The sequence below is a fragment of the Streptococcus sobrinus DSM 20742 = ATCC 33478 genome (assembly GCF_000686605.1).
Lineage (GTDB): Bacteria > Bacillota > Bacilli > Lactobacillales > Streptococcaceae > Streptococcus > Streptococcus sobrinus.
Genome location: NZ_JMLC01000028.1, coordinates 1 through 26,062 on the forward strand (window position 1 = coordinate 1; position 26,062 = coordinate 26,062).

21 protein-coding genes and 2 pseudogenes are annotated in these 26,062 nt (G+C 45.8%); 6 read left to right on the plus strand and 17 right to left on the minus strand.

The genetic code is table 11. The features are described 5' to 3' along the window. Positions 1-473, plus strand: a pseudogene (locus BS63_RS1000000111415) (IS30 family transposase); the annotation flags it as partial. A 76-nt stretch (positions 474-549) separates the two neighbouring features. Here BS63_RS1000000111415 and recN read toward each other — a convergent pair. The 12 genes from recN to BS63_RS0108730 all read right to left on the minus strand — a co-directional run bounded on the left by recN (position 550) and on the right by BS63_RS0108730 (position 11,095). Further along, positions 550-2,205 (minus strand): DNA repair protein RecN, encoded by a 1,656-nt coding sequence (gene recN, locus BS63_RS0108660; RefSeq protein ID WP_002963098.1) that lies wholly within the window; start codon positions 2,203-2,205, stop codon positions 550-552. A 13-nt stretch (positions 2,206-2,218) separates the two neighbouring features. Further along, positions 2,219-2,689, minus strand: coding sequence for an arginine repressor (locus BS63_RS0108665; RefSeq protein WP_002963099.1), 471 nt, complete (start codon positions 2,687-2,689; stop codon positions 2,219-2,221). After that, the gene (locus tag BS63_RS0108670; RefSeq protein WP_002963100.1) at positions 2,676-3,503 is read right to left on the minus strand and encodes a TlyA family RNA methyltransferase; all 828 of its coding nucleotides are present in this window, start codon (positions 3,501-3,503) and stop codon (positions 2,676-2,678) included. The genes BS63_RS0108665 and BS63_RS0108670 overlap by 14 nt, the downstream gene beginning before the upstream one ends. Then, positions 3,496-4,362 (minus strand): polyprenyl synthetase family protein, encoded by an 867-nt coding sequence (locus BS63_RS0108675; RefSeq protein ID WP_002963101.1) that lies wholly within the window; start codon positions 4,360-4,362, stop codon positions 3,496-3,498. The genes BS63_RS0108670 and BS63_RS0108675 overlap by 8 nt, the downstream gene beginning before the upstream one ends. Next, the gene (locus BS63_RS0108680; RefSeq protein WP_002963102.1) at positions 4,355-4,579 is read right to left on the minus strand and encodes an exodeoxyribonuclease VII small subunit; all 225 of its coding nucleotides are present in this window, start codon (positions 4,577-4,579) and stop codon (positions 4,355-4,357) included. Before BS63_RS0108680 ends, BS63_RS0108675 begins: the two co-directional genes overlap by 8 nt. Further along, positions 4,554-5,897, minus strand: coding sequence for an exodeoxyribonuclease VII large subunit (gene xseA, locus BS63_RS0108685; protein ID WP_028798545.1), 1,344 nt, complete (start codon positions 5,895-5,897; stop codon positions 4,554-4,556). The genes BS63_RS0108680 and xseA overlap by 26 nt, the downstream gene beginning before the upstream one ends. 496 nt (positions 5,898-6,393) lie before the next feature. Next, positions 6,394-7,221, minus strand: a complete 828-nt coding sequence (locus BS63_RS0108695) for a hypothetical protein (RefSeq protein WP_002963104.1) — start codon at positions 7,219-7,221, stop codon at positions 6,394-6,396. Positions 7,222-7,531: 310 nt separating this feature from the next. After that, complete coding sequence (locus BS63_RS0108705; protein ID WP_002963105.1) at positions 7,532-7,744, minus strand: YdbC family protein; 213 nt, start codon at positions 7,742-7,744, stop codon at positions 7,532-7,534. Between the two features lie 239 nt (positions 7,745-7,983). After that, positions 7,984-9,273 carry a peptidase U32 family protein gene (locus BS63_RS0108710; protein ID WP_028798546.1) on the minus strand — a complete coding sequence of 430 codons (1,290 nt, stop codon included), beginning with the start codon at positions 9,271-9,273 and terminating at the stop codon, positions 7,984-7,986. A 675-nt stretch (positions 9,274-9,948) separates the two neighbouring features. Then, positions 9,949-10,137, minus strand: coding sequence for a hypothetical protein (locus BS63_RS1000000112435; protein ID WP_028798547.1), 189 nt, complete (start codon positions 10,135-10,137; stop codon positions 9,949-9,951). Positions 10,138-10,555: 418 nt separating this feature from the next. After that, on the minus strand, positions 10,556-10,789 hold the full coding sequence (locus BS63_RS0108725) for a hypothetical protein (RefSeq protein ID WP_002962142.1): 234 nt from the start codon (positions 10,787-10,789) through the stop codon (positions 10,556-10,558). Positions 10,790-10,855: 66 nt separating this feature from the next. Continuing rightward, positions 10,856-11,095: a hypothetical protein gene (locus tag BS63_RS0108730; protein WP_002962143.1), complete on the minus strand. Its 240-nt coding sequence runs from the start codon at positions 11,093-11,095 to the stop codon at positions 10,856-10,858. A gap of 894 nt (positions 11,096-11,989) precedes the next feature. Between BS63_RS0108730 and BS63_RS0108740 the strand changes: the two genes are divergently transcribed. Next, positions 11,990-12,994, plus strand: a complete 1,005-nt coding sequence (locus BS63_RS0108740) for a GIY-YIG nuclease family protein (protein WP_002962145.1) — start codon at positions 11,990-11,992, stop codon at positions 12,992-12,994. Positions 12,995-13,178: 184 nt separating this feature from the next. On the opposite strand, the gene BS63_RS0108745 is transcribed toward BS63_RS0108740, so the two are convergent. Next, a complete protein-coding gene (locus BS63_RS0108745; RefSeq protein ID WP_002962146.1) occupies positions 13,179-14,063 on the minus strand; it encodes a LysR family transcriptional regulator in 885 nt (294 codons plus the stop codon). Between the two features lie 155 nt (positions 14,064-14,218). On the opposite strand from BS63_RS0108745, the gene BS63_RS0108750 reads away from it, so the two are divergent. Next, on the plus strand, positions 14,219-15,841 hold the full coding sequence (locus BS63_RS0108750) for a malolactic enzyme (RefSeq protein ID WP_019770346.1): 1,623 nt from the start codon (positions 14,219-14,221) through the stop codon (positions 15,839-15,841). Between the two features lie 19 nt (positions 15,842-15,860). Continuing rightward, entirely contained in the window at positions 15,861-17,132 is a 1,272-nt protein-coding gene (locus BS63_RS0108755) for a 2-hydroxycarboxylate transporter family protein (RefSeq protein WP_019773104.1), read from the plus strand. Between the two features lie 56 nt (positions 17,133-17,188). Here the strand turns inward: BS63_RS0108755 and BS63_RS0108760 are convergent, their stop codons facing one another. The 4 genes from BS63_RS0108760 to BS63_RS0108775 form a co-directional block, all read right to left on the minus strand. Further along, on the minus strand, positions 17,189-17,440 hold the full coding sequence (locus tag BS63_RS0108760) for a hypothetical protein (protein ID WP_002962150.1): 252 nt from the start codon (positions 17,438-17,440) through the stop codon (positions 17,189-17,191). Between the two features lie 27 nt (positions 17,441-17,467). After that, positions 17,468-17,833 carry a hypothetical protein gene (locus BS63_RS0108765; RefSeq protein ID WP_019771068.1) on the minus strand — a complete coding sequence of 122 codons (366 nt, stop codon included), beginning with the start codon at positions 17,831-17,833 and terminating at the stop codon, positions 17,468-17,470. Positions 17,834-18,114: 281 nt separating this feature from the next. Continuing rightward, positions 18,115-19,683: a degradosome RNA helicase CshA gene (cshA, locus tag BS63_RS0108770; RefSeq protein ID WP_002962157.1), complete on the minus strand. Its 1,569-nt coding sequence runs from the start codon at positions 19,681-19,683 to the stop codon at positions 18,115-18,117. Positions 19,684-20,052: 369 nt separating this feature from the next. Then, entirely contained in the window at positions 20,053-24,753 is a 4,701-nt protein-coding gene (locus tag BS63_RS0108775; RefSeq protein ID WP_028798548.1) for an antigen I/II family LPXTG-anchored adhesin, read from the minus strand. A gap of 418 nt (positions 24,754-25,171) precedes the next feature. On the opposite strand from BS63_RS0108775, the gene thiT reads away from it, so the two are divergent. Beyond that, on the plus strand, positions 25,172-25,744 hold the full coding sequence (gene thiT / locus BS63_RS0108780; RefSeq protein ID WP_019792648.1) for an energy-coupled thiamine transporter ThiT: 573 nt from the start codon (positions 25,172-25,174) through the stop codon (positions 25,742-25,744). A 125-nt stretch (positions 25,745-25,869) separates the two neighbouring features. After that, a pseudogene (locus BS63_RS1000000112320) lies at positions 25,870-26,062 on the plus strand (IS3-like element ISLgar1 family transposase); the annotation flags it as partial.

The following is a 26,062-nucleotide window of genomic DNA, read 5'->3' on the forward strand; positions in this document are numbered from 1 at the left end:
AATCCATTGAGGAACGTCCTGAAAGCATGAATAGGCGTGAGAATCTAGGTGATTTTGAAATGGATACGGTCATTCAGACACGGGCTAAAAACGAGTGTTTACGGATCTTAACCGACCGAAAGAGTCGCTATCAAATCATCCGTCTCATACCCGACAAGTCGGCAAGTTCAGTCAATCAGGCTTTGAGAGCAATTCTACAAGAGTACCAGATTAACTCCATCACAGCTGATAACGGGACAGAGTTTAGTCGCTTATCGGATGTTTTTGACCCTGAGCACATCTATTACGCCCACCCTTATTCTTGGGAGCGGGGCACCAATGAGAATCACAATAGGCTCATCCGTCGTTAGTCACCCAAGGGAAGCAAAAATGCGACTCCACAAGAAGTCGCAGTCATTGAAAATTGGATAAACAACTATCCGAAGAAAATACTGGATTACAAATCCCTCAGAGAAGTTTTATCTGCTGGCTAACTTAGACTTGAAATTTGGCGAATTTAAAAAGACCGATGAGAGGCCATCAATCTTTTTAGTCGTTCAAGCAAATTTTCTATTTTAAAAGTTCTTCGGCCTGGCTTAATGCTGCCTGAGTGACCTGATCACCAGCTAACATTTTGGCGATCTCCTCTACTCTTTCTTCTGCGGTTAGGAGACGGACAGTTGAAACTGTCGAGTCATCCTTGCTTTCCTTTTCAATAAAGAATTGATAGTCAGCTGCGGCAATCACTTGGGGCAGGTGAGAAATGGCCAAGACTTGACCATGACTACCAATCTTATGAATCTTCTGGGCAATAGCCTGAGCAACCCGGCCGGACACGCCCGTGTCAACCTCGTCGAAGACGATAGAGGTCTTGTCTTCCTTGCGGGCAAAGGCTGATTTGATGGCCAACATAAGCCGGGACAATTCTCCACCAGAAGCTACCTTAACCAGCGGTTTAAAGCCTTCTCCAGGGTTGGTTGAAATGTAAAACTCGACATGCTCATTGCCTTCATGGCTAAACTTTGCCTTACTAAACTGAACTTGGAAGTCAGCCTTTTCCATGTAAAGGTCTGTCAACTCATGCTTAATCTCTTTTTCTAGAATCTGAGCTAGGTCATGTCTTTTATCAGACAAGACCTGACTAGAAGTCAGCAGTTCCTTTTCCAGAGCCTTGAGCTGACCCTCTAAATCATCGGAGTCTAAGTCGTTACCAGTCAGATGATCATATTCCTTGCTGATAGTCGCAAAGTAATCCAAGACATCATCAACCTTGCCCCCGTACTTTCGGGTAATGGTATTGATAACATTGAGACGGTCATCAATGACATTGAGACGATTGCCATCAAAATCAAGATTGTCGATAATATCGGATAGACGCTTGCTGGCATCCTCCAAGACATAGTAGCTTTCAGCTAGACCGGTCGCGACCTCTTTATAGTCTGGGTCAAAGTCCTCAATGGTCTGGAGGTCATTCATGGCTGAGCGAACATTGGCTAGACTGGAAAAATCTTCATTGTCCAGCATGGTATAAGCATTGGTCAGTGTATCCGCAATATTCTTGTGGTTCAGTAATTTATCCCGCTCTTGATTGAGCTGATCGTCTTCCCCAGGCTTGAGGTCAGCCGCTTCAATCTCGGCCAGCTGAAATTCCAGCATCTCAATCCGTGCCTTATGTTCCTGCTCATTTTTCTGCTTGTCAATAACACGTTTACGAAGGCTGCGGTAGGCATCAAAGGTGGTTTGATAGGTTGACTTGATGGCTTGAAATTCTTCATCACCAAACTCATCTAGAAGCTTGATGTGTTGAGGAGCCTTCATCAATTCTTCCTGGTCATGCTGGCCGTGAATATCCACCAGGTACTGGCCGACCGAGCGGAGGGTGGAAAGGTTGACCATCTGGCCATTGATACGGCTGACACTGCGACCATTTTGAAAAATTTCTCGGCGGATAATCAGCTCATCTCTAAAATCAATCCCATGTTCTTCAAGGACCTGGCTGAGGGCAGGACTTTTTTCCACCGTGAAAAAGCCCTGAATTTCTGCCTTGGGGGCTCCGTGACGAATTACCTCGGTACTAGACCTTGCCCCAAGCATCATATTCATGGCATCAATAATGATGGATTTCCCGGCACCGGTTTCCCCGGTCAGGACCGTCATTCCTTTTTCAAAATTGAGAGAAATTTCTTCAATGATGGCAAAATTCTTAATGGAAATTTCTAATAACATAGGCTTTCCTCAATCAATGGTGTTGCTGCATCCAATTGCGTAAATCTTGGCCTAATTCCTTAGCCTGCTTGGCCGATTTCATAATTAGTAAAATCGCATCATCGTCAGCAATAATACTAAAAATCTCCTCTTGGTAGTCCTTCATTAGAAGGCGTTTGAGGTATCTGGTATTACCTGGCACGACTGAGATGGCTATCATTTGCTCCAGACCCTTGACTTGTTCGGATAGGTCGGTAATATTCTCACAGGCCTGTTGCAGAGGAGTCAGCAACTTGCGGGCTGATTCCTTGGAAAGGCCATAGACATACTTGCCCGACTTACCCGGCACCTTGATGATGCCCAGACTATTGATGTCACGCGAAATTGTCGCCTGGGTCGACTTGAGACCGTGGGCCTCTAGCTTGGCCACCAAATCGTGCTGGGTTTCGATTTCATTTTCTAAAACAATCTTACGCAGAAGCTCTAAACGTTCATGTTTCTTCATTCTTTTTAAATTCCTCGTGTGCTTTTTCTACAGTTGCTAAAATATCAGCTTGTACTAGATTTTGAGGTTGGGCCGATTTTTCTAGGTTGAGCAAAAATTCAATATTGCCATGACCTCCCTGAATGGGAGAAAAATCTAGATCCTTAACCGTAAAACCATCATCTAGGGCAAAATCCGTCACCTGCTCTAGGACCGCAAGATGGACCACCTTATCCTTGACAATACCATGCTTGCCGATTTGCGAGCGGCCCGCTTCAAATTGTGGCTTAACGAGGGCTACCACCTGGTCTCCCTCTCTCAAAAGGTCAGCCAAGGCAGGCAGGATAAGCTTGAGGGAGATGAAACTAACATCAATGCTAGCAAAGCTAGGCAGACCCTGAGTGAAATCTTGGATCTGGGCATAGCGGAAATTGTACTGCTCCATGCTGATGATCCGAGGATCCTGACGGAGTTTCCAGACCAACTGATTGGTGCCGACATCAACAGCGTAGACCAAGTGGGCCCCATTTTGCAACATGACATCGGTGAAACCACCAGTCGATGCCCCAATATCAAGGGTCGTCAGACCTGCGACAGAAAGGTTGAAGACCTGGAGAGCCTTTTCCAATTTGAGACCACCTCGGCTGACATACCTGAGCTTTTGCCCCTTGAGCCTAAGCTCTGTGTCATCGACAATCTTTTCGCCTGGCTTGTCAAAGCGTTGGCCATCAAGGAGACCTACAACTAGACCAGCCATAACACCACGCTTGGCCTGCTCTCTGGTATCAAAGAGGCCTTGTTTGAAGGCAAGCACATCGACTCTTTCCTTAGGCATGAAGACGCAACCTTTCTAGTATCTCAATAATTTTTTCAGGCTTAAAACCCTTGTCCGCTTCTAGTTGGCGGAAAATAGCTCTCGCCTTATCAAGGGAGTCATTCAAGATAGTGTAGGATTGTTCAAGCCCCAGTAGACTGGGATAAGTAGCCTTTTCAGCTGCCAAATCCTTCTGCGGGGTCTTACCTAAATCTTCAAAAGAAGCCGTTACATCAAGAATGTCATCACGAACCTGGAAGGCTGTCCCAACTAGCAGTCCAACCTCTTCTAACTTATCTAGGGTTTCTGAATCCTGCTCGGCCATGATACCTGCTGCCTTAAAGGGAAAGGCTAAGAGTTTACCCGTCTTATGACTGTGAATGGCATAAACCTGCTCCAGAGTCAGGTCTTGCTCCTCCCCCTCAATATCCAGCATCTGACCGCCAACCATCCCCAAGGTCCCAGAAGCCTGGGAGAGCTCAGCAATCACCCTCAGAGCAAGGTCAGGTCGCAAATCAACCTGGGCAATCAAGCCATAGGGATCGAGAAAGAGACTGTCCCCCGCTAGAATGGCTGTTGCCTCGTCAAACTGCTTATGATTGGTCAGACGACCCCGGCGATAATCATCATCATCCATGGCAGGCAGGTCGTCATGAATCAGACTGCCTGTATGAATCATCTCCAAGGCTGCCGCCACCTGATAGTGGGCTTCCTGCAGCTCAATTCCGAAACCTTCTAAGGTCTCAAGCAGTATCAAAGGACGAATCCGTTTACCACCCGCATGAACCGAATAGAGAATGGCTTCTTGCAACCTTGGCGAGACCTGTTCTTGATCATAGAAGCTGCTTAGGACAGTAGCAATTTTTTCACGTTTATCCATTGGTTTCCATCTCTGCTTCGCTACCATCGGCCTGCATAACCTTAACCAAGGTCTTTTCAGCATCCTCTAGAGTCTTTTGCAGGTCCTTAGAGAGCACCATGCCTTTCTGAAATTCTGCGATGGCTTCTTCCAAAGGAACATCGCCGTTTTCTAACTTGGTGACAATGGCTTCAAGGTCCTGTAAATTTTCTTCAAATGTTTTCTTCTTGCTTGGCATTTTCTACCTCTACTTCTACTTGACCATCCTTCATCTGCAGGGTCAGCTGGTCGCCCTGCTTCATGTCTTTAACACTGGTGATTGCTTTCTTATCTTTTTGGACAATGGCATAGCCCCGAGCCACGATCCGACTGGTATCTAGAGAAATCAGGGCATCTTGGGCCTTCTCAAATCGGGCCAGAAGGCTGTCATACTGATTGGCCATATTGGCCTTGAGCAGGCGTTCCTGCTGGCTCAATCGCTCCCTTTGCCGCTCTAAGCGTCCTCCTAAATCAAGGCTGGTCAGTCTCTGACTGAGCAAGCCCTGCTCCTGCTGAGCCTGATTCAAGCGGTAGCGCATCTGGTTGGTCAAATCAACTGTCAAGCGATCTAGCTTCTGGGTATGAGCATCGTAGAGCCGCTCAGGTTGACGAAAGATAACCGATTGGTTGAGCTTGGCTAAGTGCTCACCCTCCTGCCGAATTCTGCGATTAGTGGCCTGGTAGGCCCGCTGACCAGTCTCACGCAACCAGGCTAGAATGTCTGCCTTGGTCACAGGGGTAGCTAATTCAGCCGCCGCTGTCGGAGTCGCTGCCCGCCTATCGGCCACATAGTCTGCCAGAGTGGTATCTGTTTCGTGACCGACACTAGAGATGACTGGCAGGCGGGATTCGAAGATGGCCTGAACCACCACTTCTTCATTGAAGGCCCAGAGGTCCTCAATGGAACCACCTCCCCGACCGATAATCAGGAGGTCCAAGTCATCCCGTTGGTTGGCCGTGGCAATATTTTCAGCCACAGCCTGGGCACTGCCTTCCCCTTGAACCTTGGTGGGAAAGAGCAGAATCTCCACGCCCGGAAACCGCCGGCTGACTGTCGTGATGATGTCACGAATTACGGCCCCGCTGGCACTAGTGACCACACCGATTTTCTTGACAAATTGAGGCAGGGCCTGCTTGTGCTCAGCCGCAAAATAGCCTGCCTGGGTCAATTTTTTCTTGAGCTGTTCAAATTGAACCGCCAGGGCTCCAATACCATCTGGCTCGGCCCGCTCGATAATAATAGAATAGGAACCATTGGGCTCGTAGATCTGGACACGACCGACAACATTGATTTTCATGCCCTCTTCAAGCTCAAAGCCCAGCTTGCGAAAAACACCTGCCCAGATAGTTGCCTGGATGACGGCCTTCTCATCCTTAAGCGAGAAATATTGATGGTTGGGCCGCTTGCGGAAATTGGATACCTGCCCTGTCAAGTAAACTCGCTCCAGATAAGGATCTCGGTCAAATTTTAACTTAAGATATTTAGTCAGGGAACTGACTGACAAATAATCTGACAAGTGCTACCTCCCAATTGATTTTAACAGCGAATGTTAGTTTATATTATAGCAAATTTTGTCTCAGAGAGCCATGAAAATGTATAAAATGAAGCTTAATTAAGAGAATTGCTTTAAATTTATACAGAATCGAAAGAAAGTTGAAAACAACAGAAGGCCTTAACCCTTTCAGTTCTCTGTATTGCCAGCTTTTGGATTTCAATAGTCAGCCTCTCGACTCAGCCTTGATTTCTAAACAAGGTCGCAAAAAGTATAAAAACTCCTCTCCTCTTTCAGCCATTAGGACTTTCTGCCTCTTAAAATTAATCAAGTATAGCAACAAACGTTTTATCAATTCTCATAAGCTCTGATTTCGGCAATCGCTAGAGATGGTTAAGGAACGTAGTTTCCGCTAACGCCCAAACTGCATCAATAGCTCTAAACTCTACTTCGTTAAAAATAACTTGTCTTGTTAAGAGCTATAGAAAAAACTAGCCTGACTGGCTAGCTCTATGATCGTTTATTCTGATTTGGTGAAAGCATTATCTTTATCATACTTGTATTGGCTGTAGTCGATATCCTGGCCATCTTGGTTCTCCCACTGGATAGGATAGAGGATCTTGCCGTCATCGCTGAGTTTATAGCCAAGGTCGTAGCCTGAATTTAGGGTTAATTGTCCTGGAAAAACATTCCCTGAAGCATTAACGATTCTAAAAGTCGTATCATCAACTGAAAGGGTCGAAGTGATAACCCCAGAATTCTGCGTGTAGCTGCCATCGCTGACTTGGGTATTAACCGTCACCGTTCCATCTTCAGCAAAAGTCAGGGTTACGGTCGCTCCCCCTTGCGTTCCTGTCCAAGTGCCGATGAGGTTTTTAGGAAGAAGTTCGTCGTCGCCCAGCTTATCATCAGCATCTGGTTTGGAATCTGCCTGACTGGACTTATGCTGGAAGGCGGCCTTAGCAGTGGCTTCATTTTGCGCAGCCCGATGAGAGGCTCTGAAATGCAGAAAAATAAATAGCACTAAGAGTAGCACACCCACAGTAGAAGCAATGATAATCAAGGTTTGCTTCTTCTTCTTTTTTTCGTAGGTATCCTGTAAACGCATATCATAACGAATCTTTTGCACCATTCGTTTTTCAGCCGTGATGTACTTTTGATAATCGCCTTTTGCTCGGTCCAAAAGAAATTGAATTTCCTGACGGGATTGATCATCATCAGCTGTCACTAGGGCATCTTGTAGACGGGTCACACGATCTTCCAGTTCCTTTTTAACTCGTGGGTCACCCAGACCTTGGACACCGCTTTTCCCGATATCCTGTCTGTAATCATCCTCAAAATCTTTCATTTGCTACTTATTCCTTTTTCTTGGCATACTTTCCCATATTGTAACCTCTTTCAGAAAGTTTTTCAAGATAATACTGTTGCAAGGCCTAGAATGGAGCCACCCAGCTAGGAAATTGACTGTTTTTCTAGCTGACAGTCACCAAACCAAGCAGACCTACTTAAACCCCAAGTGCCTCAAGCTAGGAAGCCTCATGGGAGCCCAGTAATTAGGACGGGCACATTATCTGACTTTTTGGGTAGAAAGTTGCTGGAAGCAGGCTTGTCACTGCAAAAAAAGTGACCACTGCTCCATGAGCAGGGTCACCTTTTCTTTAATTTTTGAAGGCTTCCACCAAGGCCTTAAATTCTTCATTGGTCAAGGTGATTCCCTTGCCCATCTTGGTGTGGTCGGGGCTCCAAGAGCGGATGTCGTACTTGGCTGGAGCACCATTGAAGCTGACCCGATTAAGTTCCTTGGTCCAACCCTTGTCGTTTTCTGAGAGAACCAACAGTTTCTCCTCAATTTCAAATGTAAATTCTGCCATAAATTTGTCCTTTCATAAGATACCACGGAGCAAAGCCACCTTCTTGTCCATACAAGAGCTGGCTGACGGCAATCACTAGGGTGGTTTGCCTAAACTTCTTACTAAGCCAGATAATCAAGCATCATCGGCTCTCTTATCTGGCTGTCGCTAATTGATAAATAAAGCCACCCAGCACTCCTAGTCTTGGACCTTGCGGACAGCTTCAATTATTTATTCGTAATTGCCGGCCAAAGTTAAGCTCAAGCTCGGACAGTTTTGCTGGATCCATCTTTTTGATAGAGGTTAACCAGTCCCTCCTTGCAGGCCCGAACCATATCGCCTGGTTGAACCGCTTGAGGAACCGTAATGGTCAAGAGCTCCATCGGATTTGGTGCCCGATCAATCTTATTACCTTCGGCATCGTGCAGGTCTTCGATATTGGTTTCAAAATGACGGAAGCCTGGACCGTAGAACTCAACCCGGTCACCTTCCTTGATAACATTACGCTGACGGATGGTGGCCGTCATGGTCTTTTCATTGAAGGAGACAACTTCGGCGATAAATTTATATTGAGGAATCTTGCGACGGGCCCCAAAGAGTTGCTCGTTTTCAGTTGGCGTTTGGTAATAGAAGCCAGTAGCCAATTCGCGTTGGGCCACCTTCCAGAGTTCGTCAATCAAGTCCTCCTTGATAGCCTCAAATTTTTCTGGACTTTCCATATAGGCATCCACCGCTGCCTTATAGCAGTTAGTTACGGTTGAGACGTAGTGGATAGACTTCATCCGACCTTCGATTTTCAGGCTATCCACGCCATTTTCAATCATGTCGGGAATATGCTCAATCATACACATATCAACGGCTGACATGGAGTAGTCCTCGGGGATTTCACCTTTGAGACTGTGACGCTCTTGGCCGAAGGGCATATCGTAGAGGTCGTACTTCCAGCGACAGGATTGGGAGCAACCGCCACGGTTGGCATCGCGGTGACTCATGTGGTTGGACAGAGTACAGCGACCAGAGTAGGAAATACACATAGCCCCGTGGACAAAGGCCTCAATTTCGACATCGGTCCGACGACGAATTTCAGCCAGTTCTTCCATGTTGACTTCACGAGCCAAAACAACCCGAGTCAGACCGTAGTTACTCCAGAATTTGAAGGTTTCAACATTGGTTGCTGAAGCCTGAGTGGACAGGTGAATGTCCAGACCTGGTGCCTCGGTCGCACAGATCTCAATCAGGGCTGGGTCAGAGACGATGACCGCATCCAGTCCCATGTCTCGCAATTGGCGGAACCAAGCGCCAGCTCCCTGCTCATTGCCTTCGTGGGTGACCATATTGGCCGCTACATAGACCTTAGCCCCATGCTCATGGGCAAAGTTAATCCCTTCTTGCATATCTTCCATGCTAAAGTTACCAGCTCGACTACGTAGGCCATACTGTTGGCCACCAACAAAGACAGCATCGGCCCCGTAGAGAACGGCAACCTTTAATTTTTCCAAGGTCCCAGCCGGTGAGAGCACCTCAGGACGTTTCTTGACATTTGTTAACATATCTATCTCCTCTGCACTTGAAACAAAAAGCTAAATTTGCACTATTTTAGTGACTAAGCCCTTTGACGCAGTGGTTGATTGGAAGTCCTTATCCCCTTCGGGATAGTGGCCATCCTAATCAACTGTGCGGAGGCGGGACGACAAAATCGATTTGGTAAAATCACGATTTTTGTCCCGCTCTCAGTTTCTTATTCAGCCCTTCTATTCTAAAGCAAATCCCCCTAAAAATCAAGGAAAGGAGCTGGCCGAGAATGGGTGGAAAAGCTTATGCAGATGAGTAAAAAGTAAAAAAGAACCTAGCAGATGCTAGATTCTGAAACGGACGGTTAGCAGCTTGTAAGCGGGTTTATTTTGGACCAATGCCTTATTTTTTTCTGCGAATTAAGACTAATATGATAAGAAGGCAAAGGGATGATAGCAGACCTAGCAGTGCACTTTTAGTAGTTTCATCCATAAAAGATTCCCCCTTCAACCTAGGACCAAAACAGCTCATAAAGAGCCAACAAAACTATTATTAACCAGACCGAAGCGGATGATAGTCTTTTAAGTTTATCGTTCTTAGAAATCCTTTGAAAAATTGTATCTAAAACTAGCAAGATTATCCAAAGGACAAAAATTACAAGATATTTCATTAAGATTATCCCCAACAAGTTAATTCTCTGAAACTAAATTCACTTACTCTATGAGAAATCGCCACATTCCATTTATTTTCCTTTTTCCTGATTGACGAGCCGAAGCACTTCTAAGATAAGAATTGCTGATACTCCTCCAATAATTCCGTAAACCTTTTATGTCTTTCATTATATCAATTGAAATTTCTCCGAAAGTAATCAAAATCAATCCTTTTTGATTTTGCCATTCCAATAACTCTACGATAAGACGAAAATTCTCCTTATTTTGAGTAGAAAATTAGTCTTTGGGCAGTTAAGACTTGTTTGGCTTACAAGCGATTTAATCTCAGGGGAATTGGCAAGACAAGATTGACATGAGACTGGTCCTCGTGACCAATAATCTCCTCAAATACAACAAGAGAAGCAACCAAACCAAAAAATAGAATCGGAGTTATAACTATGCTATAAAGTAAAAAAAATTATTAATGGCTTTACTTTTTTCTAAAAAATAAGACAATCGCTGAGACAGTAAAAAAGCCAGCAACTATAATTGCGAATAACTTCATAGTAGACCAAAAAGCATATAGACTTAGGAGACTCATCGTTAATAACAAAATAATAGGCGACCACTTATTTTGTTTTCTATCATCTTTCATTTTAATACTTTTACCTCAGTATGATTGATACAAATCGTAAATTCCCTTAGCTGTTTGTCCCCCCATAGCTGCAACAGCAAGAGCACAGGCAGGAGGACAGGCAACTGTAGACATCGCAGCAATACCATATCCTCCCATGTCTAACATATCATCACTAAATGCATCCCCACCTGCTCTTTCTCTTAAATCATCATTTTTTACGATTTCGAAATTATCAAATGCAACAGTATTTAATTTTGATGTATACATATATCTACCCCATGTTTATAAAGATAACATAACTATTTAAACTGATATTTAAGACATTAGTTTCCGCTAATCCAAAAGAGACTTGTACTCTAAACAGATAGCTCCAATACCAACACCAATGGCCACAGTTGTTATAAGAGGAGCTGTAGCTGCGAAAGCGAGAGCCGTACCACAAGCACCAAGTGAAATAGCAGCATTTTGCAAGACTCCATCCATATCAGTTCCGCCTTCAATATTTGAAAGAACTGGTCTATCCGCTACTTCAAACTTATCAAAAGCCATGGTAGCCAATGCTGCTGTATTCATAAAATTCTCCTTATTCTAAATCACCAGAGTTTCAGCAAGTCTCTCTAGCAACGAAATCTTTTACGTCCCTCATCCTATCACTTAATTTTTTCTCAATCAAGACCTTCTCGGAAGCTTTAATTAGAACGTTAATATTCCATAAAAAAAAACATAAATTTTTCTGACAATTAATGCTAAAGATGGGGGCCTTAGCTACTAAACAAATTACAAGACAATAACAAAAAAGCAAGGGTTGAATTATAGTTTCGTCTTTGATTTTTACACTATTAGTTCCCTTTGGGACTAGGCAAAATTGGCCAATAGAACTTGTTCTCCCCATCCATCCTAACACTCGTCAGATAGGAACAACTTTTTTATCCTTTAGTCATCATGAAGCTGATAGTAGTAAATATGGTCCATAGCCCCCTTCGTCTAAGACCAGAACAAGTCAGGGCATAGAGGGCTAGAAGTATTATCAATAAGAATAGGGAGACCGAAAATAGGGCCTTTAATTTCTCATTTTTGGAACACCTATTGAAAATGGTCGTTAAAATGACCAAAAGTAGCCAAAGAATAAAAAGATTGTACTTCATGATAGGTTTCTGCCTTTCTATAAATGCCTACTGAGCCAATCAGGCCGGGCTCTTCACCTGCTTTACTTTTTCTTCTGATTCAAGATCTGGTTGCCTGCCCCCTAGAACCATGATGGTCCATAATCCTCCGATAATGGCCTATGACCTCTTCTCCTCCCACAGCTGGCTAGGTGAAAATTTACTGGATCGTTTTTTATTGGCAAGAAGATTGGTCAAATTTATGATGCCAGCTCTTAGGCTGAACATTCCTGCTTCTCTGTCTGCTAGTCCCGACAAACTACAGCCCTAGGCCTAGCGGGCAAAGCGTGCTATAATAATTCCCATGACTAAGAAAAATCTGCTCAAGGGGGAGCGTATTGACCAGCTCTTCTCAACTGATGTAAAAATTATTCAAAACAAGGAAGTTTTTAGCTACTCAGTGGATTCGGTTCTGCTTTCTCGTTTTCCCAAATTTCCTGCCAAGGGACTGATTGTTGACCTCTGCTCTGGCAACGGGGCGGTTGGCCTCTTTGCTTCCACCAAAACCAAGGCCAAGATTATGGAGGTGGAACTGCAGGAAAGGCTGGCAGATATGGGCCAGCGCTCCATTGAGCTCAACGGGCTGTCCGATCAAGTGACCATGGTCAATGATGACTTGAAGAATCTCATGAACCACGCCCCTCGCTCGAGGGTGGATTTGATTCTCTGCAACCCACCCTATTTCAAGGCGACAAAGACCTCTAAGAAAAATGCCAGCCAGCACTACCTCTTGGCTCGCCATGAAATTGCCACCAACCTTGAAGAAATTTGTCAGGTCAGCCAACAGGCCCTGAAAACAAAGGGACGCTTGGCTCTGGTCCATAGACCAGATCGCTTTCTGGAAATCATGGACACTCTGGAAAAATACAAGCTGGCCCCCAAGCGGGTACAATTCGTCTATCCCAAGGCCGATAAGGAAGCCAATATGATTCTGGTGGAGGCCATCAAGGACGGCTCCTTGGACGGGCTCAAGATTTTGCCACCGCTGGTTGTTCACAAGCCTAATGGTGACTACACCGATGCCATTCATGACATCTATTTTGGTCCCAACCACAAGGCCTATATGTATGTTCTCAAGTGTGCCGATGGTAGCCTCTATACGGGTTATACGACCGATTTGGACAAACGTCTGGCCACCCACAATGCCGGTAAGGGAGCCAAATACACCAAGTCACGCTTGCCAGTCGACTTGCTCTATTACGAGACCTTCAACCACAAGAACGCCGCCATGTCAGCTGAAGCCAAATTCAAACTCAAGACTCGAGACGAAAAATTAGAATACATTCAAGAACATAAGAATAAGGAGTAGGCTAGGTGCCTGCTCCTTGTTTTATTTTCAATTTTTTTGTTCTATCAAAGCAAAAGAAAAAACAGACCATAGTTTTTCTCTAATTTATCTTCGACCTAGGATGGAAAGTTTTTTTACTTATTAAGCCATTTTTTCTAATCTAGAGTCGATTTAATAAGTTTTTTCATAACAAATCCTGTCCTTTTCACTCCTTAACTGCCTCTAGGAGCTCAATCAGTCGCTGGGTAGCGTCTGCTAGGACAGCTGCTTTGGGATAGGCGTAAGAGACGTGGAAGGTGAAATTATCCTCGGGGACAAGGGGGATTTTGACTAGGCCCTCAATGTCTGAAAAGAGGACAAAATCGGTGAGAAAGGTGATGCCTAGGTTCTCCCGCACCAGCTGGCCAATCATGGAGGCCTCGCTCAGTTTTAGTAGGACCTTGGCCTGGTTATGGTATTTTTCATTGAGCTGCTTAAAGGCCTCCAGATGGGTGTGGCCTTCATCCAAGAGGATAAAGGATTCGCTCAGAACCTCTTGAAAGGAGAGGCTTTCTTTCTGGGCCAGAGGATGTTTTTCTGACACCATAATATAAAAGGACCGCTGGTAGAGTTCTTTGGTAACTAGCTTGGGATGTTCCAGGAAAGTAAGACTGCCCAAGAGACTGAAATCCAAGTCCCCAGCAATCAACTCTTGCAGGAGGTCCACCGATCCATCTCCCACCATACTAAAGGCCGACAAAAAGGAGAGGTCAGCCCCTCGGCCAATCAGCTGGGAGAGAATTCGAGCTCGGATAATAGGAGGGAAACCAAGCTTGATGACCTTTTGATTGGCACGCTCAATTTCTTTCTTGGATTGGCTGACTTCTTCTAAAATATGCTCAATATGCTGGGCTAAAGTTTGCCCCTGCTGGGTTAGAATTACCGAGCGATGGGAGGGATCCTTAATGAAGAGGTCACAATTGAAATAATCTTCCAACCTCTTGACCGCATAGGTAATGGTGGGCTGGCTGACCTTAAAAGACTGGGCCACCGCCGTGAAGGAATTGAGTTTGGCTAATTCTTGAAAATACTGAAAATCTTTTAAATTCATGAGAGCCTCCAGCCCTATTTTACCACAAAGCCCAGTTCCTTATAAATAATATTTATAATAATTCTTCTGTTTGACTATAAGATTTTAGGGGGACTATAATGGGCGACAACTCGTCAAGAGTTATCCTATTATATATTTATCAGAGGAGAATTTTCATGAAAGCACATGACATTTTGAATAACCCTTTTCTTAACAAGGGAACTGCCTTCACTATGGAAGAACGTAAGGAACACGGCCTGATTGGTCTCTTGCCCCCATATGTTCAAACGATTGAAGAACAGGCTGACCAAGCCTATCAGCACTATCTGCAAAAGCCATCGGATTTGGAAAAACGCCTTTTCTTGATGGAAATTTTCAATACCAACCGCACCCTCTTCTACTACCTCTTCAACCAACATATTGTTGAGTTCAACCCAATCGTCTATGATCCAACTATCGCTGACACCATTGAAAACTACAGCCAACTCTTCGTTGACCCCCAATATGCAGCTTATTTGGACATCAACCATCCAGAAAACATCGAAGAAACCCTGAAAAATGCGGCTGGCGACCGTGATATTCGCTTGATTGTGGCGACCGATGCCGAAGGGATTCTGGGTATCGGTGACTGGGGTGTCCAAGGGGTGGATATCTCTGTCGGTAAACTCATGGTCTATACCGCTGCTGCTGGTATCGACCCAGTATCTGTCATGCCTTTAGTGATTGATGCCGGTACCAATCGCCAAGAACTCTTGGATGACCCCATGTATCTGGGTAACCGTCACCAACGGGTGCGCGGTGACAAGTACTACGACTTCATCGATAAATTCGTCCAAACCGCAGAAAGTCTCTTTCCTAAACTCTACCTGCACTGGGAAGACTTCGGTCGCTCTAATGCCGCAACCATTCTTGATAAGTATAAGAAAGACATTCCAACCTTCAACGATGATATTCAAGGAACTGGTATCGTTGTCCTTGGTGGTATCTTCGGTTCCTTGGACATTACGGGTGAAAAATTGACGGACCAAGTTTACCTCTGCTATGGTGGTGGTTCTGCCGGTGCTGGTATTGCTTCACGGGTTCACGCTGAAATGGTAGCCGAAGGACTTTCTGAAGAAGAAGCCTACAAGCACTTCTTTATGATTGACCGACAAGGCCTGCTCTTTGATGACATGGAAGATTTGACACCAGCTCAAAAGCCATTTGCCAAGAAACGTGCGGACTTTGCCAATGCTGATGAGCTGACCGACCTGCTTCAAGTTATTAAGACCGTTAAGCCAACTATCCTGGTCGGTACTTCTACCAATGCTGGTGCCTTCACCAAGGAAGTGGTTGAGGCTATGTGTCAAAACACTGAGCGTCCAGTTATCTTCCCAATTTCTAACCCAACTAAGAAACTGGAAGCAACCGCTGAACAAGTTATCGAATGGTCAGACGGCAAGGCCTTCGTTGCAACCGGTGTCCCTTCTGGAACGGTTTCCTACAAGGGCGTTGACTATCAAATCGGTCAAGCCAACAACGCTCTCATCTACCCAGGTCTTGGCCTTGGTATGCTGGCTTCTGAAGCTAAGCTCCTGACGGATGAAATGATTGGTGCTGCTGCTCATTCTCTCAGTGGTCTGGTTGATCCTGGTCAAGCAGGGGCTCCTGTTCTGCCACCATTCCAATATGTTGCTGAAGTTTCTATCAAGGTTGCTGAAGCTGTTGCTAAGATGGCCCAAGAACAAGGCCTTGCTCAAGCCAAGGAAACTGACATGGCCAAGGCTGTTCGTGACCTCAAGTGGTATCCTCAATACTAATTGGAGGTTTCGACCGATCATGAAAAAACTCAATGAGATAAAAATTTCCGGTGTCAGCCTGCCCCTCTATGCGGGTCTAGTTGTCATCTTGGCCATTGCAATCGCTCTGGGTAAGCTGCCACTAAATATGCTGGGCATTACCTTTATGCTAGTGCTGCTAGGCCACCTCTTCTACTGGATTGGACAAAAGACACCAATCTTTAACACCTATCTAGGTGGAGGCTCTGTCATGACCCTGCTCTTGGCGGCCCTGCTCAATAGCTTCCATATTATTCCCAAAAATGCAGTGACCGCCACCAATACTTTTATGAATGGTAGGGGCTTCCTAGATTTCTACATTGCTGCCCTGATTTGTGGGGCCATCCTAGGGATGAACCGCAACCTCCTCGTTAAGGCCTCCGCTCGTTTTATTCCAATTTCTCTTGTCACTATGGTCGTTGGTTTTCTGGCAACCGGTGGGATGGGTGTCCTTCTGGGCCAAGGCTTTGGTCATTCGGTCCTCTATATCTCCATGGCTCAGATGGCTGGTGGTGTTGGGGCCGGGATTACGCCGCTCTCGCAAATCTATGCTAGTTCTCTGCACACAAACAGTCAGGTCATCTTTAGTCAGCTGGCACCGGCAACGACTCTGGGGAATCTCTTTGCTATCATTGGAGCCATTATCCTGGCCCGTAGCTTTGCTAAAACCAAGTACAATGGTCACGGAGTTCTGATTGATGTGGATAAGTCTGAACTGGAAAAGCCAAAATTAGAACTGGATGCTGGTAAAATCGGTGTCGGTCTCTTGTTTGCCTTTGGGATTGCCCTAGTCGGAGCTATCCTCAATAACTTTGTCCCCAAGGTTCACGCTTATGCCTTTATGATTATCGTTGTCTTCATTCTCAAGGCAACCAATGCCGTGCCAAAATCTTTGGAAGATTGCGTGGTCATGTTCAATCAAGTCATCATGACCAATTTGACCCACGCTGTCTTGGCTGGGATTGGTCTCGCCATGATGGATTTGAGCATCCTCTTTAAGACCATGACGCCTAGCTTTGCCATTCTCAGTCTGACCTCTGTTGTCTCCATGGGACTGGCTAGCTGGTTCTTGGGTAAGATTTTCGGCCTCTTCCCTGTTGAAACAGCCATTGGAGCTGGTATGATTAACAACTCCATGGGTGGTACTGGGAATATCGCTGTCTTGTCAGCCGCTGACCGGATGGAAATGATTGCCTTCGCCCAAATGGCCAACCGGCTGGGCGGTGCCATCGTCCTAATTCTGGGTGGTATCCTGGTACAGGTCTTTAGTTAAACTAAAAGTAGCCCTATCATTTTGGTAGGACTACTTTTTTCTATATCTGATTTTTCTTACTGACTGCGACTAAGCGTGAATTCCCCATGGTAACCGGCCTCTTGGGACATATTGTCAGCTGTGAAATCCTGGTCAGGTTGGATCTGCCAAAAGATTGGTTTAATGGTATCACCATCAATCTTTACACCGTAGCCGAATTTGATCGGTCCACCGGTGCCACCCAATTCAGCACCTGGTAATAAGTAGCTGGATTGATCGGCTGGACTGATGTCCTGATAAAGATAGAGGCCAGAAGAGATTTCTTTCAAGCTACCAACCGTGAGACTAATATTATCTTAGTCAATAGTCACATCAATCTGACCATTTTCTTGAAAAGTCATGGTGACAGCATAATTGTTGACGGGGGTCTGACCCTGCCAGGTACCGACTAGGTCACTGGAGATGACCTGACCTGAAGATTGGCCACTTTTCTTGGTAGTGCTATTGGAATCCGCGGAACTAGAAGCTGACTGGCCCTTGTTAGCGGACTCTTTCGCTGATTGAGCAACTTTCGTCTCCTTATCTCCTTGACTACTGGTTCTTTTTTGCTCAGTGAAAACAAAAACGGCTAAAACGATTAGAACGAGGCCTAGCAAGCTAGCTAGCCACTTCCAAAGGGAGCTAGTTTTCTTAGTAGAACGTCTATCTTGACGACTTGGCATGAGAATCACCTCCTTAAGACAGGTCGATTGTATATAAATATGCTTTTCACTCTTATTATATTCATTTGCAAGTAATTTTGTAAGCCTTTCCTGTCTTTTTAATGATTGGGTCTTTTGGCCTCTGCTTATCTTGTCTTACCTGCTTCTTGATTAACTAATGATAGAAAATATTTTTCACTCTACTCTAGACGGGGCTGCCTCTAAGTCCGCTTCTCCAGCGCCAAGAACTTAAAAGGCCCAACCATTTTTGGTTGAGCCTTTACGATAATTTATAGCTAGGTTTAGCGATCACCCTTATTGCGGATAACGAAGCCATTTTTCTTTTCGCTAGAGGTGCGGTGAGGTCGCTTATTGTCTTTCTTGTCGAAGTCCCTGAAATTCTTATTAGACTTGCGTTTGAAGTCACGGCGACCATTGCCGTCTCGATTATCACGGCGGTAACGATCACGGCCACCACGACCACGATTATTATTGCGGCCACCTTTACCGTCGCCTCGATTAGCACCGGATGGTTTGAAGGGCAGAGGACGCTCGCGAGAGATTTCCACCTCAGGCATGGTTTCTGGATCCTGCACGGTCAGGCTGAGGATATAGAGGGCCAATTCCTCTGGTGAGAATTCTTCAGCCAACTTAAGGGCATCACCCTTGAATTTATCAAAGTTGGAGCGAATACTTTCATCAGAGAAGTCTCGTTCAATTTTCTTGAGGGCAACAGCCTTCTTAGCTTGGAAAGCATCCTGAGCTGAGGCTGGTTTGAGGCCTTTCATGCGTTTCTTGGTCAGATTCTCAATAATAGAGAGATAGCCCATTTCATTTGGAGAAACGAAGGTCACAGACTTACCGGACTTACCGGCACGTCCTGTCCGACCAATCCGGTGGACATAGCTTTCTGGGTCTTGGGGAATATCATAGTTATAGACATGGGTCACACCAGAAATATCTAGGCCACGGGCAGCGACATCGGTGGCTACTAAGATGTCCAGATTATCGTTCTTAAAATCACGAATAACCCGCAGACGTTTGTTTTGATCCAAGTCCCCATGGATGCCCTCTGCTCGGTATCCACGCAGCTTGAGACCACGTGTCAACTCATCCACCCGACGTTTGGTCCGACCAAAGACGATAGACAATTCCGGCTGTTCGACATCAATCAGTCGAGTCATGGTATCAAATTTTTCACGTTCCTTAACTCGGATATAGAATTGTTCAACATTGTCGCTGGTCAACTCCTTGGCAGCAATCTTGACGTGCTCAGGCTCTTTCATGAACTTGACACCAATCCGCTTAATAGCATCCGGCATGGTTGCTGAGAAGAGCAAAGTTTGCCGCTCATCAGGCACATGGCTAATGATGGCTTCAATGTCTTCCAAGAAGCCCATATTGAGCATTTCATCAGCTTCATCCAAGATCAAGGTCTCAATATGATTGAGCTTAAGAGCTTTTCGTTTAATCAAGTCTAGGAGACGGCCAGGGGTTCCGACAACAATGTGGGCACCTGAACGCAGGGCCTTGATTTGCTTGTCAATGCTGGAGCCGCCGTAAACCGAACGGACCTTAACACCCTTTTCACGACCAAAGCGGAAAAGTTCTTCCTGGCTTTGAACCGCCAATTCCCGCGTTGGAGCGATGACTAAGGCTTGAATGACATTATTATCAATGTCAATTTTGTTGAGAGTTGGTAGGCCAAAGGCCGCAGTTTTACCAGTCCCTGTTTGGGCTTGACCGATAACATCCTTGCCTTCTAGGGCTAAAGGAATGGTCAGCTCTTGAATAGGGGATGGTTCAACAAAACCAGCTTTTTCAACGGCTTGCAGAATATCTTCTGCTAAATGTAATTCAGTAAATTTCAATGAATTCTTCTTTCTAAAAGGCAGTGCGAGGCTACCTTATCAGGCTTGAATACTCTTTAAAATTAAGGTTGACCCTTGATTTTCGAGTAAAATAAACAAATTATACTCTTTGAAAATCAGCACTGTCTGATAGACAAAGCAACTCTATGGTTTGAAAAGTCTTGATTTTCATCGAGTATTACACCCACTTGTGCAACCTACTTATTATACCATACTTACCATACTTAGACTAAAATAAACGTCTATCGGTTTGGAAAAGTTAGCTAATGTTCTCTAGGGTTTTCTAAGAGTACTTCTTGACTACTTCAGCTAGCTGGGAATATAAAAAATGAGAAAGGCAAACTTTCCCATTTTTTCTTGTTGGATTCTTTAGTCCTGCTTCCGGCGCAGTCCTAACAGGCTAAAGCCAGCAGTCAGGCTTACGAGGCCTAAAAGTGGCAGGTAAGCATTGCTACTATCCCCTGTGGCTGGCAATTGAGCTCCTGCTGGCGGCGCTGGCTGATAAGCCTTGCCCTGACGAGGCTGGAAGACTACCGTAGTAGTGGTCTTAGGATCCACTGGACTTGGCTGCTTCGGCTCTGGTGTGCTGGTCCTTACCGTATTAGAGCTATAGGTAATTCCATTGACCGTATTGACATAGGTATTGGCAAAGGTCCCGACGGCTATCCGCTTCATCTGTAGGTAGACTTCCGCTTGGAAGGCCGAGTCTACAGACACAGACCGCAAGAAATCTTCCTTGAAGGTCACAACAATTTGGCCATTAGCTTCATCAACTTGCGCTTCTGTATATGAAGTCAAGTCAGTACCCGCCTTGATGATTGTACCATCCTTGAGGGTCAGGTCAACCTTGGCAAAGGCCTTGTATTGGCCCGTGTACTGGTCTCCAGTTTGGTCATAGTCATCGCTAAAGCTGTACTCAAAGAGCTCTTCGGCATGGTCCGCTGGAATGATACCACCGATGAGACGGTAGTTAAAGACCTGATTGAGGGCGATGGTCTGTCCATCCACATTGGTACTATCCGCTGGATCCATGGTCAAGGTCACATCCTTTTCAGGATTAATTTTCGGCACATTATTGACCACTAGGTTGGATTCATAGCCATTGCCAAAGTCTATTTGGTAGGCCCTGTTTTCATAGCTGCCACCCGTCTTACCCATCTCGGCCTTGACCGTCATTGGAGTGACGATGGTCAGGTCAGTTCCGGTAACCACATAGGCATCGTAGAAGGCCTGAGGATCGTCAGCGGTAAAGACTTGGAAGGCTCCCTTAGGGATAATGTTGGCCTTCTTGAGCATGTCTTGAACAGCTGCTGGTGCGGCCTCCAGACTGGCGTAGTCAGCCACGCTGACACCAGTGACCGCCTTGCCGTTGGCATCGGTCAGCTTAATCAGGTCGGTGCGCAAGTCCAGCGCTTCTTCAGGATAGTCATCCACATAGAAGAAGCCTTTTTGGATGATCTCCTTGGCCGATTTATCGCCCTTGTATTGGTCCAGGTCCCAAGTCAATTCATAGTAGTTGGTGGTACCAGCTAGGACGGACTTACCATCAATCACCACACCGTTTTCATTCTTGTTGACCTTGTGCGGGGTGATGTAGTTGTTGCTTGGGTTGTCTGGGTCGTTAGGTTTCCCTGGTGTGGTCACGCGAACGATATTGGATTTAATACCGTAAGCATCATTGACCATCAGGGTGAAGTTATTGGTGTAGGTAGCGCCATCGTTGAGGACTTGTCCCACAACTGTTGGGTAGATAGTCGCCACGGCCTTGGTCAGATCCTGGTTGAGCGCCGCCAAGGTCTCAGCGGTTGCGGTGAAGGTTACCGTATGGGTCATGGCATCATAGCTAGCTTCAAAGCCTGGGCTGGCGACCTTGGTAGCTTCCAGATTAAGTTGGTAACCGCTTGGCAGAGGATCCATCAAGACAAAGGAGGTCGTTTCTGGACGACCGGCTGGCAGGTCTGCTGTCTTCAATTGGAACTTAACCGTCGACTGCTTAGCCACCAGGGTCTTGTCAATATCCAGATCATCCTGGTTTTTGATTTCCTTGGTGACGCCGGGTTGGACCGCTAGTTTATAGTAGTGGTAACGAACCGTTGGCACGCTGACGGGGCCAGGGACAGTCTCATAAACAGGTTCAACTGGTGGGGTTGGCAAGCTTTGGTAGCTTGGCTCGACGGGTTTTTCCGGTTCCTCTTGGTCTGGGGTAGACTGAGGTGGGGTTGGTTCCTTTTCGTAGTTTGGTTCTACAGGTACTGGTTCCAACTCCTTTTCAACCTCATAGGTTGGCTCAACGGGTTTCTCGGGAATGGATTGATCCGGAGTCTTGGTCGGTGGGGTTGGTTCCTTTTCGTAGCTTGGTTCTACCGGTGCTGGTTCCAACTCTTTTTCAACCTCATAGGTTGGCTCGACCGGTTTCTCTGGGATAGATTGATCGGGATTCTTGCTTGGCGGCGTTGGTTCCGGCTCATATTTCGGCTCAACTGGCAGGTCCACCAACTCCTTTTCAACCTCATAGGTTGGCTCATCAGGTTTAGTTGGTTCGACTGGTGGGGTTGGTTTTTCCTTGGTCACCTTAGGGACATTGACTGCCCGAATCTTACCATTAAGGGAATACCAGATATTTGGTTTTTTACCAGCAGTATTATCCTTACCAGGTACCTGTGGCATTTCAGCTAGGCTGAGAACATTGGTCGCTGAGGTTGCCCCCAAGGTGATGTAGTTGTTGGGGCCGGACATTCTGACAGCACCAGCACCATACCAAGAATTAGGAGCATCAGCAGAGTCCCAACCTGAACCAGGCTCACTTGCTCTGGTGTACATGGTGTGAAGGGAACCGCCTTCACCCTTTTTAAAGTTGAGGGTATCGGTCGCATAGATCATGCCATTTTTTTCACCAATGGATGAGCCAGAAATCTTAACGAAGGTACCGCTGTAGTCCTTGGCCATCTCAATGGAATTGTGTTCCCTGTTAAGGGAGGCAACTGATAAGAGGGCATTATCAAAGTCGATGGGATTACCGTCTTCATCGTAGAAGGTGAATTCATTCTTGATAAAGATAGAGGTATCCTTCTCGTTTTGACCCGTATAGGCTGAGGCAAAGACCCCTAGGGTTGGGTCGGTAAAGATGCCCAGCCAAACGTTACCAGTAGGATTTTGGAACTTGGAGTCAGGGTCAACCGTATACTTGTAGACCACCTTAGAAATCTTCTTACCATTGTAGTAAGAGTTTTTTAGGTTGGTATAGGTGGCTGTAGCACTCTGGCCACGCTTGAGGAGGACAGAGGCAAACTTAACTTCTGAACCATTGCTGACAGTGGTTGTCCAACCAGCCTTATCACCGAAATTACCAAAGAGCTCTACTGAGGAGGCCACATCATCAGCCTGCTCCAGATAGGTCACATTCAGATTATCTGGTTGTAGGAGATGGTTATTATAATTTTTCTCATCATGGCTAAAGGCCTCGTCAAGGGCTGATGCTTTCAGCAATTTCCCGTCAGTTACTAGGGAAATCTGAGCATTGGGCTCCAAGTCATAGACCAGACTCTGGGCTGAGGGCTCACTGAGGTTCCCATCTTCATTCTTGTGCTTTTCCAACTCTTCCAGAGCTGCCTTGATTGCGGCTTGTTCATCTTGATAGGCTTGGAGTTTAGCTGGGTATTCCGCTAGGTCCTTCTTGTACTGAGCAAGCTCTTCTTGGTACTTAGACAGTTTGAGTTCATAGTCTGTCTTGGCCTTGGCATTGCGTTCACGGATAGCACGGTTGGCTTCCGTAATTTCGGCATTTTTAGCATTAGCTTCCTGAACTTTCTGCTCATATTCTTGCTTAGCAGCTGCATTGGCTGCTTGCACACGAGCCAGTTCCTTTTCATAGGCTGCTAATTTTTCTTGGTAGTCTGCCTCATTAGCGGCGTTACCAGATTGAGCTGCGGCCAAATCCTTTTGATATTGGGCTAATTTAGCTTCATAGTTAGCCTTAGCTTGCGCATTGCGCTGCTGGATAGCCTCATTTTCGGCCGTGATTTGGGCGTTCTTGGCCGTGTTGGCAGCTAGAGCTTGTTCGTAGGCCTGCTTGGCAGCTGCATTAGCGGCTTGCACGCGCGCTAACTCTTGTTCATAAGCTGCCTTCTTAGCTTGGTAGTCAGCTTCATTAGCTGCATTGCCAGACTGGGCAGCTGCTAAATCTTTCTCATACTGGGCTAACTTAGCTTCATAGTCAGCTTTAGCTTGCGCATTGCGCTGCTGGATAGCTTCGTTTTCTGCCTTGATTTGGTCATTCTTAGCTGTGTTAGCGGCTAGAGCTTCTTCATAGGCCTTCTTAGCTGCGGCATTAGCGGCCTGCACCCGAGCCAATTCTTTGTCGTAGGCTTCCTTAGCGGCGGCGTAGGCTGCTTGACTGTCGGAGTTGGCCTGTTGAACAGCGGCCAAGTCCTTTTGATACTGGGCTAACTTAGCTTCGTAATCGGCCTTGGCTTGCGCATTCTCATTAGTGATCCGTTCCACTTCAGCCTTGTTGGCCGCCAAATCTTGTTCGTATTGGGCCTTCTTAGCCGCGTTTTCTTGATTGATGCGGTCTGTTTCGGCTTGGTTGGCAGCCACTGCTGCCTTATAGTCTTCTGTTGTCTTTTGGATGTCTGCTGCTTGCTTGCTGTAGTCATCCTTGATTTCGGTTTCTTTTTGGTTAGCTTCGTCAGAAGTTTCTACTGTCCCTTTATTGACGGTAGCATCCTGCGAAACGGTCACACCAGCTTCTTGGGCACTTTTAGCAGCTTCGTCAAGCTCACTTGTAGACACATCTACTGACATTGCCCCTGTCTTTTGACCGGCTTGGGCCTGACTTGTCTCGGCTTGCGAACTTGGATTGTCCTGTTTGTCAGGCAGGTTGGTGGCGGGATTCCCAGTCTCCGTCCCAACGACTGCGGTATTAACCCCCGAAGTTGAAGTGGTACTTGTTTCTTCAGCGAGCGCCTTTTGACCTGCTACAGATGCTAAGATAGCAGTTCCTAGTAAGGCACCACAAAGGGTCCTACTGATTTTACTTTTGCGAAACCCAAAAGTCTCTTTTCGTTGCATATTATAATTCCCTCCAATTTACATTTTTGTAACATCTGAAATGTTTCGTTACAATACTATCTATAATAACACTTATCTAGTGATTGTCAATGCAAATGATTGCTTAATCTAGGCTTTATAAAAAATTCAGTTTTATTTCAGTTTTATTTCAAGTTTCCTGGAGGCTATTAAATCTGCTTGAAATTAAACAGATTATCTGTTACTATGACCATGTCACAAGAGGAGCTTTTGCTGAGAATGGTGACAGCTAGGTAGGATTCCTAGCTGGGGCCTAAACTCTTTGAACCTGAACAGGGTAATGCCTGCGTAAGGGATGTGCAAACCAGAGATGAGAGAGCTAACCTTCCTCGTCCCAGTTTTGATTGTGGCAAATCAATTGACATTTGCCCAGTCCAACTGGGTTAGGAAGGATTTTTTTATGCAAAGATCACATGTTGCAGACCTAGCTGAAATTGCTATCTTCGCTGGTTTAGCTATGGTTCTGGATATTTTCACGCAACCTTTAGCCATCGGGCCCTGGATTTCCTTGTCCTTCAAGATGACCCCCATCTTTCTGCTCGCTTTTCGGCGAGGAGCCAAACCTGCTATCATGGCCGGTTTCATCTGGGGCATCCTCCAGGTCGCTCTCGGGCAAGCAGCTGGAGGCTGGCTCAACCTATGGCAAGGTTTCCTAGAATACTTTATTGCCTTTAGCCTGATTGGCTTTGCCGGTCTAATCAAGCCCTGGCTTAACCAAAGCCTGAAAAAAAATCAGACCGTCAAAAGCCTGAGTCTTATGGTAGTAGGAGTTCTCATCGGAAGTCTGGCTCGCTACTGTATTCATTTTATCGCAGGTATCCTCTTTTGGGGCAGCTATGCTCCGAAAGGACAGTCTGCTCTCCTATATTCATCCATCATCAACGGCTCGTCTTTCTTAGGCGAGACCCTGGCCTGTATAGTCGCCCTACTGCTACTCTTTCCTTTTATCAAGAAATTTCTGATTTTAGACTAAGATTACAAAATTGTAGTCAACCTTGACTCTAGATAAATCTATTTTCAAAAACACAATAACCCTAGCGCGAATGAACTGCACCCCAAATGTTAGACAAGAAATCTAACGATTGGGGTGTTTTTCTTATGAAATTACGGTATGAAGACAAAATTGAAATCTATCGCTTGAGGCAATCTGGCTGGACTTGGCAATGCTCAGCCAAAAATTCGGAGTCAATGAATCTGGTCTTAAGTATATGGTAAGGCTCATTGATAAGCACGGTCTAGAGAGTGTTAGAAAAGGTAAGAATCAATACTATCCGTCTGAATTAAAAAAGGA